Raw genomic sequence first — 12,410 nt, forward strand, 5'->3', positions numbered from 1 at the left:
AACCACACCCTCACCCGCGCCGCCCTGCGCGCCACCGAGGCCGGCGCCTACGACGTGGTCCACGCCCACGACTGGCTCGTCGCCCACACCGCGATCACCATCGCCCAGCACCTTGACCTGCCCCTGGTCACCACGATCCACGCCACGGAGGCCGGGCGGCACCAGGGCTGGCTGCCGGAGGAGATGAACCGGACCATCCACGGGGTGGAGCACTGGCTGGCAAACGAGTCCGGCCGGGTGATCGCCTGCTCCGGGTACATGCGGGAGCAGGTGTCCACGCTGTTCGACGTGCCGACCGGGCGGGTCGACGTGGTCGCCAACGGGGTCGACGACCGGGCCTGGCACGCCCGCCCCCGGGCTGTGGCCTCCGCTCGCGCCCGGTTCGCCGGGGACGGCCCCCTGGTCGGGTACGCCGGACGGCTGGTCTACGAGAAGGGGGTGCAGCACCTGGTCCGGGCGGTGCCCCACCTGCGGCAGCGGCACCCGGGGCTGCGGGTGCTGATCGCCGGGGACGGGCCGTACCGTGGCGAGTTGCAGGCCGAGGCGGACCGGCTGGCTCTCGGCGACACCGTACGGTTCACCGGGTTCCTCGACTCCACGCAGTTGCCGGCGGTCCTGGGGGCCACCGACGCCACCGTCGTGCCGAGCCTCTACGAGCCGTTCGGCATGATCGCCCTGGAGGCGGCTGCCGCCGGGGCGCCGCTCGCGGTGGCCGCCACCGGTGGACTGGCCGAGATCGTCGAGCCGGGAGTGACCGGGGTGACCTTCCCGCACAGCGACCCGGACGCCCTCGCCGGGGCTGTCGACAGGCTCCTCGCCGACGAGGTGTTCGCCCGCCGGGTGGCCCGCAGCGCCCGGAAGATGGTCGGCAGGCGGTACGGGTGGACGGCCATCGCGGAGCGCACCGCCGCGACGTACCTGACCGCCGGGCGGGAACACCGGGCCTTCGGGGTCCGCCGCGCCACCGAGCGACTCGGGGCGGGGCGTAGGCCGGTCTCCATCCCGGACGGGAACCTGCTGCTCGCCGCCGGCCTCGCCGGTTGATCCTCGCCGGACCCGGGCCGAACCGGTCCGGGTACCGGCGTCGGAGCGGATGAGTTTCGTCTGCCCGCTCGCTATCGTGTACCGCACGTAGCCGAGGGGGGAGTGGTGCAGCAGGCACTGATCGCCGGCCGGTACCGGCTGCTGAACCTGGTGGGTACCGGCGGGATGGGCCGGGTGTGGCGGGCCCGCGACGAGATGCTGCACCGTGACGTCGCGGTGAAGGAGATCGTCCCACCGGCCTGGTTGGGCGAGTCCGAGCGGGACGAGATCCGGCACCGGACGCTGCGGGAGGCCCGGACCGCCGCCCGGCTCGACCATCCGAACGTGGTACGGGTCTACGACGTCCTCACCCACCGGGGTGGTCAGTGGCTGGTGATGGAGTACGTCCCCTCCCGGTCGGTGCAGCAGATCGTCACCGCCGAGGGGCCGCTCCCGCCGCGTCGGGTGGCCCGGATCGGCCTGGCGGTGTTGGCGGCGTTGCGGGCCGCGCACGCGGCCGGGGTGCTGCACCGTGACGTGAAGCCGCACAACGTGCTGGTCGCCGAGGACGGCCGGGTGGTGTTGACCGACTTCGGGTTGGCCACCTTCGTCGGTGGTGACGCGGCGATGACCGGCCCCGGAATGGTGTTGGGGTCACCGCAGTTCGTCGCGCCGGAGCGGGCCCGGGAGGGGATCGCCGACGCGCGTACCGACCTGTGGTCGCTGGGGGCGACGCTGTTCGCGGCGGTCGAGGGTGTGTCGCCGTACGCCCGGGGCAGCGCGATGGCGACGTTGAGCGCGCTGGCCACGGAACCGCCCGCTCCCGCCCGGCGGGCCGGACCGTTGCGGCCGGTGTTGACCGGGCTGTTGCAGCGTGATCCGGCCCGACGGCTGGACCCCGACGAGGTCGAGCGGCTGCTCCGACAGGTCGCCTCCGGGGTCGCCGACGCGCCTGTCCACCGGACGGTCACCACCGGGGGGCGACCCTGGGTCCGGGCGACGTCGGCCCGGGGACGGCCGGTCGGGGTCCTCGTCGCCGCAGGGGCGGCGGTGGTGCTGGTGGCGGTGGCCGGTGTCCTGGTGAGCACGGGCGGGGGCGATGACCCCGGGCCGGTCGGGGGTACCGCCACCCCGGTCGACCGCCGGGCCGCCTTCGCCTGTGCCGGCAGCCCACCGGTGGCCGCCCGGCCGGTGCCGTCGGTCCCGCCGCCGCAGGAGGAGCCGGGGCTCGTCCCGGGCTGGACCTGGCACCTGGACCCGAGCGGGTTCCGCATCGCCGCCCCGGTGGGCTGGCAGCGGTGGACGGACGCGGCGGCGGTGTGCTTCCGGGAGCCGAACGGTTCCCGGCTGCTCAGCGTCGCCGCCGGTGCCGCGCCGACCGACCCGGTCCGGCACTGGCGGGCGGAGGAGAAGCGGATCACCGGTGCGGGTTCCCTGCCCGGCTACGAGCGGGTCGACATCTCCGCCATCGACCTCTACCAGGGTGGGGCGGTGTGGGAGTGCCGGTGGCGTGACGGGGCCGGGGACCCGGTGCACGCCGCCCGGCTGCTGGTCCGGACCTCCCCGGGGCGGGCGTACACCCTCACCTGGCAGACGGGTGAGTTCGACTGGCAGGTCAACGCGACCTACTTCCTGATGGTGCGGCAGAGTTTCCGTCCCGCACCGCCCGTCTAGTCCACATCGGACCAACCCGGTCCCCCTCGATCAACACGGGACACAGTGGCGTAGGTTGTCGATCACGATCTTCCCGGGGAGGGTGACGCGACAATGATGGGACCGTCCCACGCGCTGTCCGGCGCGGCGGTGTGGTTGTCCGGGTCGTTGGCCCTGGACTACTTCGCCGACTACGAGCAGTCTCCCCTCGCCCTCGCCGTCGGCACCGCGGTCTGCGCAGGTGGGGCACTCTTCCCCGACCTGGACCTCTCCGGCAAGGTGACCCGCAACCGGGGTGGGGCGACTGTCGCCCGCACCTTCGGTGTGGTCAGCCTCTTCGCCGCCGAGGTGATCGAGAAGGTCTCCCTGGGCGTGTACTACGCCACCAAGCTCAGCAAGGATCCCCGACGCAACAACGGGCACCGGACGCTGACCCACACCATTCCGTTCACCGTCCTGGTCGGGTGGGGCACCACCTGGCTCTGCGCCACGTACGGCAAGTGGGCGGTGATCGGCATCCTGTTCTTCATGATCGGTCTGGCCCTGCGCGGCCTGTTCGACAAGTGGGCCGAGCGAGCCGGTTGGGTGATCGTCACCCTGGTGTCGGCCGGCGCCGCCTGGTTCACCTACGCCAACCTGCCCGGGGACCGGGGCTACCCGTTGATCGGGTTGGCGGTCGGGGTGGGCTGCTTCGTACACATCCTCGGTGACCTGATCACCCGGGCCGGGGTGCCGATCCTCTGGCCGATCCCGATCAAGCGGCGGATGTGGATGCCGATCCGGCTCCCGAGCAAGATCGCCCTGCGTACCGGCAGCAAGACGGAGGTGGTGGTGCTGCGCTCGATCATGACGGCGGTGGCGGTGCTGTCCGCGGTCGGTCTGGTCGCCCCCTCGGTCCTGGACCGGTTCCCCACCGACCTCTGAGGACTCCACCAGCCCGTCACATCGACATACGTCTCAGCGCATGATCCCCGTCAGGAGGGTCTCCGGTCCCCCGCCGCACCGGCGTGACCTGCGCCCGCCGCGCGGCCGTACCGGCTATTGACGGTCGCCGGAAACGTGCCCTACGGTCTGTCGAAGCGCTTCGTCGAAGCGTTTCGACGTCAGGTTGCCGCAGCCGGTGTGGTCACCGACCCGGGCCTCCCCCGGTGCCCCCTCGCGTCTCTGCGGGGTCCTCTTCCTCGTCTTCCAACGCACGCTGAGCCGCGGCATCACGGTAGGAGCCGAGACGTGAAGTTCACCGACGGGTACTGGCAGATGCGGCCCGGGGTCGAGGTCCTCCGACCCCGGGCCGTCGAATCGGTCGAGACACAGGAACGCGGCTTCACCGTCTTCGCCCCCACCGCCGTACTCACCGGCCGTGGGGACACCCTGAACCGGCCGGTGGTCACCGTCCGGTTCTTCTCCCCCGCCGCCGGGGTGGTCGGGGTGACGATCGGACACCACGCGGGTGGACTCCCCCGCGAGCCCCGGTTCGCCCTGCACACCGACGTCGACCACCCGGTCACCGTCGACGTCACCGAGTCGACGGCCACCCTCACCACAGGCGACCTGACCGTCCGGGTCGGGCTGGTCGGGGCCTGGCAGGTCGACTTCCTGCACGGCGACCGGGTCGTCACCTCCTCCACCGAACGCAGCGTCGGCGTGGTCACCGACGACCAGGGCCGCCGGTTCGTCCACGAACGCCTCGCCCTCGGCGTCGGGGAGACCGTCTACGGCCTCGGCGAACGGTTCGGCGCGTACGTCAAGAACGGCCAGGCCGTCGACATCTGGAACGCCGACGGCGGCACCGCCAGCGAGCAGGCGTACAAGAACGTGCCGTTCTACCTCAGCAGCGCCGGGTACGGCGTCTTCGTCGACCACCCCGAGCACGTGTCGTTCGAGGTCGGGTCGGAGGTGGTCTCCCAGACCCAGTTCAGCGTCGAGGGGCAGACCCTGACGTACCTCCTCGTCGACGGCCCCACCCCCAAGGACGTGCTCCGCCGCTACACCGCCCTGACCGGCCGACCGGCCCGGGTGCCCGCCTGGTCGTACGGGCTGTGGCTGTCGACCTCCTTCACCACCTCGTACGACGAGGAGACCGTCACCTCCTTCATCGACGGGATGGCGCAGCGGGACCTGCCCCTGTCGGTGTTCCACTTCGACTGCTTCTGGATGCGCCAGTTCCACTGGGTCGACTTCGTCTGGGACCCGAAGACCTTCCCCGACCCGGAGGGGATGCTGCGCCGACTGCACGAGCGGGGGCTGAAGGTCTGCGTCTGGATCAACCCGTACATCGCCCAGCGGTCGTACCTGTTCGAGGAGGGACGACAGGCCGGTTACCTGGTCCGCAACCCGGACGGGTCGGTCTGGCAGTGGGACAAGTGGCAGGCCGGGATGGCGCTCGTCGACTTCACCAACCCCGAGGCCGCCGCCTGGTACGCCGACAAGCTCCGCACCCTGCTGGACATGGGGGTGGACTGCTTCAAGACCGACTTCGGGGAGCGGATCCCCACCGACGTCCGGTGGCACGACGGGTCGGATCCGCAGCGGATGCACAACTACTACTCGTACCTCTACAACAAGGTCGTCTTCGAGCTGTTGGAGGCGGAGCGGGGGCCGGGTGAGGCTGTCGTCTTCGCCCGGTCGGCCACCGCCGGGGGACAACAGTTCCCGGTGCACTGGGGTGGCGACTGCGAGTCGACGTTCCCGGCGATGGCCGAGTCGCTGCGCGGTGGACTGTCGCTCGCCGCGTCCGGGTTCGGGTACTGGAGCCACGACATAGGCGGGTTCGAGGGCACCCCCGACCCGGCGGTGTTCAAACGGTGGATCGCCTTCGGGCTGCTCTCCTCCCACTCCCGGCTGCACGGGTCCGGCTCCTACCGGGTCCCGTGGGCCTACGACGAGGAGGCCGTCGAGGTGCTGCGCCACTTCACCCGCCTCAAGCTCGAACTGATGCCGTACCTGGCCTCGGTCGCCGAACAGGTGCACACCGACGGGTGGCCGATGATGCGGCCGATGGTGCTGGAGTTTCCCGACGACCCGACCGCCGCGTACCTTGACCGGCAGTACATGCTCGGCCCGGACGTCCTCGTGGCACCGGTGATGAGCGCCGACGGGGAGGTGACCTACTACGTGCCGACCGGCACCTGGACCCACCTGGTCACCGGAGCCCGGGTCACCGGACCGCTGTGGCGCACCGAGAAGCACGACGTCACCAGCGTGCCGGTGCTCGCCCGCCCGGGGGCGGTCGTCGGTTTCGGCGCGGTCCACGACCGCCCCGACTACGAGTGGGCCGACGGTGTCCGGTTGCGCTGCTACGCGCCGGTGCAGGGGCAGCGGACCCGGGTGCGGATCCCGTCGCCGGGTGACGGACCGGGGGCGGTGTTCGAGATCGGGTACGCCGACGGGGTCGCCACTGTCGACCTGGTCGACGGGGCGTCGTCGGGGTACACCTGTGAGGTCGTGAACGCGGAGGGAGCACGGTAGATGTCGGCACGGAGTTTTCCCGAGGGTTTCGTCTGGGGTTCGGCCACGGCGGCGTACCAGATCGAGGGTGCGGCCACCGAGGACGGGCGGGGACCGTCCATCTGGGACACCTACAGCCACACCCCCGGACGGACGTTGAACGGCGACACCGGTGACGTGGCCGCCGACCACTACCACCGGTGGGCCGAGGACCTCGGACACATCAAGGAACTGGGGCTCGACGCGTACCGGTTCTCCATCTCCTGGCCCCGGGTCCAGCCCGGCGGCTCGGGCGCCTTCAACCAGGCCGGGATCGACTTCTACTCCCGGCTCGTCGACGGCCTGCTGGAGGCCGGGGTACGCCCCGTCGCCACCCTGTACCACTGGGACCTCCCGCAGGAGCTGGAGGACGCCGGGGGCTGGCCGGCCCGCGACACCGCACTGCGGTTCCAGGAGTACGCGGCCGGGATCGTCACCGCCCTCGGCGACCGGGTCCACACCTGGACCACGCTGAACGAGCCGTGGTGCTCGGCCTACCTCGGGTACGCCTCCGGGGTGCACGCCCCGGGCCGGACCGAGCCGGCGCAGACCCTGGCCGCCGTACACCATCTGAACCTGGCGCACGGCCTGGCGGGCCGGGTGATCCGGGAGACCGCCCCGGCGGCGCAGCTGTCGGTGACGCTCAACCTGCACGTGATCCGACCGGCGTCGGAGTCGGCCGCCGACGCCGACGCGGTCCGGCGGATCGACGCCCTGGCCAACCGGGCGTTCCTCGGCCCGATGCTGGGCGGGGCCTACCCGGCGGACCTGCTCACCGACACCGCCGCCGTCACCGACTGGTCGTTCGTGCGCGACGGCGACGAGAAGGCCTGCGCGGTCCCGTTGGACGTGTTGGGGGTCAACTACTACTCCACCACCCTGGTCCGGGCCTGGGACGGCACCTCGGCCCGCTCGGACAACGACGGGCACGGCAACTCGGTGCACACCCCGTGGGTGGGTGCCGACGACGTCGACTTCCTCCCCCAGCCCGGCCCGTACACCGCGATGGGCTGGAACATCGACCCGAGCGGCCTGACCGAGCTGCTGTTGCGCCTGCACCACGAGTACCCCAACCAGCCGATGATGATCACCGAGAACGGGGCGGCCTTCGACGACGAGGTCTCCGCCGACGGGCGGATCCACGACGAGCGCCGGGTCGACTACCTGCACCGACACATCGACGCGGTCGGGGCGGCGATCGACGCCGGGGCTGACGTGCGCGGCTACTTCGTCTGGTCCCTGCTGGACAACTTCGAGTGGGGGTACGGCTACGACCGCCGGTTCGGCATCATCCGCGTCGACTACGACACCCAGGTACGTACCTGGAAGGACAGCGCCCACTGGTACCAGACCCTGACCCGCACCAACACCCTCCCCACCCCCTAACCCCAGCCCCCCCCTGCCCCCTGCCCCCCCCTGCCCCCCCCGGCCCCCCGGCCGCACGCGTTGATCAAGGGATTTGCGTCATCCGAGGCTCGGATTCTGACGCAAATCCCTTGATCAACAGGGCGAACGGGGGGAGGTGGGGGAGGTCGGGAGTGGGGTGGGGGGGTGGGTCAGGCGGGGATGCGTTGGGGTGGGACGGTCAGGCCGTAGAGGGCCATGAGTTCGGGGGTGTCGACACGGCTGCCGTCGGCGACGGTGTCGCAGGCGATGTCGACGATCTGGTCCTTGTGCGCCAGCAGGTAGGGCCGGGCTCCGACGTCGGCGCTGGCCAGGGTGGCGATCCCGGGCCAGTGTCGACGCCCGAAGAGCATCGGGTACCCGCGCAGCCCGTCGTAGGTCGCGCAGACCAGGGCATCCGGGTACGGCAGTGCGACCACCCGGCGTACGGCGTCGACCGTCAGCCCCGGCATGTCCACCGGCACCACCACCACCGCCTCGATCAGCCGATCGGCCAGGGCTGCCAGTCCGGCCCGGATGGAGGAACCCACCCCGGTTCCCCAGGCCCGGTTCTCCACGACTGTGGCGCCGGTGAGGTCGGCCGATTCGCGTACCTGCTCGGCTGCCGCACCGAGCACGAGCACCGTCTGGGTGCAACCGGCGTCGGCCATGGTGTCGATCATCCGGCGTACCAGCGGCTGCTCCCCCTGGCGTAACAGGGCCTCGGGTCCGCCGAGCCGACGGCCGCCGCCTGCGGCGATGATCATTCCTGCTATTCGCACACCGGGTGCAACGAGGGGTTCCCCGATGAGTGTCGGGGCGAAACGGATATTCGGAACATTGGTGGCATCCTCGGGCCGGATGTCGACGGACATGATCTCGGGTCCGGGGCGACCCCGGCGGTGTGGCCCGGGTCAGGTGGCGTCGGCGTAGCAGTCGACCACCGAGAGGTCCAGCGGGAACCGGACCGGGGTCTGCCCGAACAGCAGCGAGGTGGCCCGCTCCCCACTGCGCGCGACCGCCCCGGCCACCGCGTCCGCCTGGTCGGCCGGACAGTGCACCATCACCTCGTCGTGCTGAAAGAAGACCAGCTCCGCAGCCGTCCCGGCCAGCTCGGTCCGCAACGTCGCGAGCAGGGTGGACGCCCACTCGGCGGCGGTCGCCTGGACGACGAAGTTGCGGGTGAACCGGCCCCGCGACCGCGCCGCCCGGGCACGGGGCGACTGCGGGTCGACCGGCTCCGGGTCGAACTCCCCCGCCGGGTCGCCCCCGCCGTAGGCACCGTCCCCGCCGTAGGCACCGCGCACGCCGTAGGCACCGCCACCATCGCGCACACCACCACCGCCGAGAGCACCGCCACCACCACGCACACCACCACCACGCACACCACCACCGCCGTTACCACCGCGCACACCACCACCGCCGAGAGCACCGCCACCACCACCGCGCCCGACACCACCGTCGTAGGCACCCCCACCGCCGGAGGAACCGTCGTCGTCGTGGACGGCGGAGCCACCCGGCCCGGGTGGGCAGGTCCGCCCCAACCAGGACCGGACCAGGCCCCCCGCCTCGCCGGTCCGGGCCGCCGCCTCGACGTACCCGAAGGCGGTCGGGTAGTTGCGCCGCAGCACCGCGAGCGCCGGTGCCGCCTCGCCGCCGGTCTGCCCGTACATGGCACCGAGCAGGGCCACCTTGGCCCGGTCCCGGTCACCGGCGAAGGACTCCCGGGCCAACGCCGCGTAGAGGTCCCCGGCTCCACCGGCCGCGGCCAGTCGCCTGTCACCGGAGACCGCGGCGAGGACCCGGGGCTCGACCTGACCGGCGTCGGCGACCACCAGCCGCCAGCCGGGGTCGGCGACCACCGCACGCCGGATCACCTTGGGGATCTGGAGCGCGCCCCCGCCCCGGGTGGCCCACCGACCGGAGACCACCCCACCGGGTACGTACTCCGGGCGGAACCGGCCGCCGGAGACCCAGGCGTCCCGCCACGCCCACCCGTGGGCCGTCCAGATCCGGTAGAGCTCCTTGTACTCCAGCACCAGCGGCACGGCCGGGTGGTCGACCCCGCGCAGCACCCAGGCACGGGTGTTGGGCAGGTCGATTCCGGCCCGGGCGAAGGCACGCAGCAGCTCGGCCGGGGAGTCGGCGTGCAGGTGACGCAGCCCGAAGGCGGCGGCGATCCGGGCCGCCAGGTCGGCCAGGCGTCGGGGCTGCCCGCCGACCGGGGACGGCTCACCGAGCAGGTCGGCCAGGATCGCGTCGTGCACCCCCACCCGCCAGGGCAACCCGACGGCCCCCATCTCGACGGCGATCAACGCACCGGCCGACTCGGCGGCCACCAGGAGACGGAACCGGCCGGGGTGCCCGGTTCCGGCGATCCGGGCCAGCTGGTCGGCGTACACCCGGGTCAGTGCGGTGAGGTCGGCGGGCGGCGGGCCGGGCCGGGCGTCGAAGAGCGCGCCCTGGCCGCGCCCGGGCGGTTCGACGGGTCGGGGCGGCGGGTCGGGCGGCACCGGGCCGCCGTCGCGGCGGGCCAGCGCCGCCGCGACCGACCGGGGTTCACCGAAGCGGCCGGCGTGCCCGAGCAGCAGGGCCTCGGTCAACTCCAGGTCGTGGCAACGCTCGACGCGCACCCCGGCGCGCACGAACATCGGGTACGCCGACGCCGTCGACGCCCACACCCACCGGGGCTTCTCGGCGGCCTCCCGGGCGGCCACGGCGGCGGTCAGGTCGGTGACCTGCTCGGTCGGCCCGGTGGGGTGGCCGGTCGGGTCGAGCGGTTGCAGCAACCCGCCGCCCCGCTCGTCCGCCACCACTGCCACCAGCACGAACGTGATTCTGCCCGGCCCGTACGACATCCTCCCCGCACCCCGCCCGCCCGGAGGTGAGAAGGGGACCCTTCTCTACCCCAGGCGTTAAGAAGGGGCCCTTCCTTTCATCGGGGGAGGGTTACTTGCTGACGCCGGCGGTGAGGCCGGACTGGACCTGCCGTTGGAAGACGAGGTACACGACGAGGACGGGGAGCATCGCCATCGTCACCCCGGCGAAGAGGCCGCTCCAGTCCGACTTGTAGCCCTGGTTGACCGAGAGTTCGATGAGTCCCTGGGCGATCACCTGGTTCTTCGGCTCCCCGGCCACCGACTGCATCAGCAGCGTCGGCAGGTACCACTGGTTCCACTGGCCGAGCACGTTGAAGATGCCGATGCTGATCAGGCCGGGGCGGGCCATGGGGAGCATGACGCTGAAGAAGAGGCGGCTGTGGGAGGCCCCGTCGACCATCGCCGCCTCGGCGACGGCGTTGGGCAGCGTACGGAAGAACGAGTGCATGAAGAAGACGGTGAACGACAGCGACCAGGCCACGTACACCAGGATCAGCATCAGGTGGCTGTTCGGGCCGAGCAGCGGGAAGACGACGCCCATGTTGTAGACGCCCTTGAACAGGGGGACCGCCGCGAGGTAGATCGGCAGTGTCAACCCGGACAGGAACATGTAGTAGATCGCCCGGTTCCCTGGGAACTCGTACCGGGACAGCACGTACGCGGCCATCGAGCCGAGCAGCATGGTCAACGTGATGCTGCCGACCAGGACGAGGAGGGTGTTGCCGAAGAACGACCCGAGGTGCCCGTCCACCCAGGCGCGGGAGAAGTTGTCCCAGTTGAGCTTCTCCGGGATCAGTGACAGTGGCTGGCGAATGACCTCCGAGTCGGACTTGAACGACGACATCACCACCCACAGCAGCGGGTAGATCACCATCACCGCCCAGACCACCAGGAACAGGTGGGAGAACCCGTTGAAGATCCGTCCGCCGAGGGGTCGCCCGGCGTTTCCGCCCGTCGAGGGGCGGGGTGGGTCGTCGTCGGCGGGACGAGCGGCTTCGGATGCCCGGGTGATCGTGCTCATGGCACCGTCTCCTTACTAGTACTCGATCCGCTCACGGCGGGTGATCCGGAGCTGGAGCGCGGCCAGCAGGATGGTGAACAGCGCCAACGCCACGCCCATGGCGCAGGCGTATCCGAACTGGCCCTTCTGGAAGGCGGTGAAGTTGAGCACCGAGGCGAAGATCTCGCTGGCGTGGTCCGGTCCGCCCTGGCTGGGGGTCATCACGAAGACCAGGGCGTACATGTCCAGGGCGATGAAGCCGAGGTACACCCAGGCCACCGAGACGGTGTCGCGCAGCAGCGGCAGGGTGACGCGGAAGAAGGTGTGGAACCGGCTGGCCCCGTCGAGGATGGCGGCCTCGTAGATGTCCTTCGGGATGGACTGCATGGCCGCCGAGAAGAGCACCATGTAGAAGCCGGCCCCGCTCCAGACGGCGATCAGGAGCAGCCACCACAGGACCGCCGGTACGCCGAGGAAGGGCTCCGGGTCGGCGGTGAAGGCGATCGGGTTCTCCTCGTCGACCAGGCCGACCTTCATCAGCAGGCCGTTGATCAGCCCCTGCCCGTCGCCCCGGTAGATCTGCTGCCACATCACGGCGATCACCACGAGGGACAGCACCTGCGGGAAGAAGAACACCACCCGGTAGAACCCGGAGCCGAAGACCCCCCGTACGCCGGCCCTGTCCTCGCGTCCGCCCACGTTGAGCAGGAAGGCGAGGAACAGGGCCAGCGCGATGGTGACCAGCGGCACGGTGATCAGGAAGAAGACGTTGTGCCAGAACGCCTTGCGGATCAGCTCGTCGGAGAGGAGCCGGACGTAGTTGTCCAGCCCGACGAACTCCTGCCGGTCGGAGTACCCACCCCAGTTGGTCAGTGAGTAGCCGGCCGCCTGGGCGAAGGGCCACACCACGTACAGGAGATAGAGCGCGACGGGCAGGAAGAGGAAGCCTGCCACGAATCGCCCGACACCGTGCCGCATCGAACCTA

At 71.4% G+C, this 12,410-nt stretch carries 8 protein-coding genes and 2 pseudogenes; 5 read left to right on the forward strand and 5 right to left on the reverse strand.

Annotation, left to right across the window (positions count from 1 at the left end; genetic code table 11):
- The 5 genes from ABT336_RS11510 to ABT336_RS11530 form a co-directional block, all read left to right on the forward strand.
- On the forward strand, positions 1 to 1,044 hold a 1,044-nt coding region (locus ABT336_RS11510), incomplete at its 5' end, for a glycosyltransferase family 4 protein (protein ID WP_350896451.1).
- 105 nt (positions 1,045 to 1,149) lie between these two features.
- Positions 1,150 to 2,697 carry a serine/threonine-protein kinase gene (locus ABT336_RS11515; RefSeq protein ID WP_350896452.1) on the forward strand — a complete coding sequence of 516 codons (1,548 nt, stop codon included), beginning with the start codon at positions 1,150 to 1,152 and terminating at the stop codon, positions 2,695 to 2,697.
- 93 nt (positions 2,698 to 2,790) lie between these two features.
- A complete protein-coding gene (locus ABT336_RS11520; RefSeq protein WP_350896453.1) occupies positions 2,791 to 3,600 on the forward strand; it encodes a metal-dependent hydrolase in 810 nt (269 codons plus the stop codon).
- Positions 3,601 to 3,906: 306 nt separating this feature from the next.
- The gene (gene yicI, locus ABT336_RS11525; RefSeq protein WP_350896454.1) at positions 3,907 to 6,144 is read left to right on the forward strand and encodes an alpha-xylosidase; all 2,238 of its coding nucleotides are present in this window, start codon (positions 3,907 to 3,909) and stop codon (positions 6,142 to 6,144) included.
- Complete coding sequence (locus tag ABT336_RS11530) at positions 6,145 to 7,548, forward strand: GH1 family beta-glucosidase (RefSeq protein ID WP_350896455.1); 1,404 nt, start codon at positions 6,145 to 6,147, stop codon at positions 7,546 to 7,548.
- 170 nt (positions 7,549 to 7,718) lie between these two features.
- Here the strand turns inward: ABT336_RS11530 and ABT336_RS11535 are convergent, their stop codons facing one another.
- The 5 genes and pseudogenes from ABT336_RS11535 to ABT336_RS11550 all read right to left on the reverse strand — a co-directional run bounded on the left by ABT336_RS11535 (position 7,719) and on the right by ABT336_RS11550 (position 12,402).
- Positions 7,719 to 8,312 (reverse strand): nucleotidyltransferase family protein, encoded by a 594-nt coding sequence (locus ABT336_RS11535; protein ID WP_350896456.1) that lies wholly within the window; start codon positions 8,310 to 8,312, stop codon positions 7,719 to 7,721.
- 147 nt (positions 8,313 to 8,459) lie between these two features.
- A pseudogene (locus ABT336_RS27510) lies at positions 8,460 to 8,756 on the reverse strand (bifunctional 3'-5' exonuclease/DNA polymerase); the annotation flags it as partial.
- A 300-nt stretch (positions 8,757 to 9,056) separates the two neighbouring features.
- Positions 9,057 to 10,403 (reverse strand): annotated as a pseudogene (locus ABT336_RS11540) (bifunctional 3'-5' exonuclease/DNA polymerase); the annotation flags it as partial.
- A gap of 91 nt (positions 10,404 to 10,494) precedes the next feature.
- Positions 10,495 to 11,445, reverse strand: a complete 951-nt coding sequence (locus ABT336_RS11545) for a carbohydrate ABC transporter permease (RefSeq protein WP_502891157.1) — start codon at positions 11,443 to 11,445, stop codon at positions 10,495 to 10,497.
- A 15-nt stretch (positions 11,446 to 11,460) separates the two neighbouring features.
- The gene (locus tag ABT336_RS11550) at positions 11,461 to 12,402 is read right to left on the reverse strand and encodes a carbohydrate ABC transporter permease (protein WP_350896457.1); all 942 of its coding nucleotides are present in this window, start codon (positions 12,400 to 12,402) and stop codon (positions 11,461 to 11,463) included.
- Positions 12,403 to 12,410 lie beyond the last annotated feature (8 nt).

The sequence above is a fragment of the Micromonospora sp. NPDC000207 genome, assembly GCF_040300925.1.
GTDB lineage: Bacteria > Actinomycetota > Actinomycetes > Mycobacteriales > Micromonosporaceae > Micromonospora.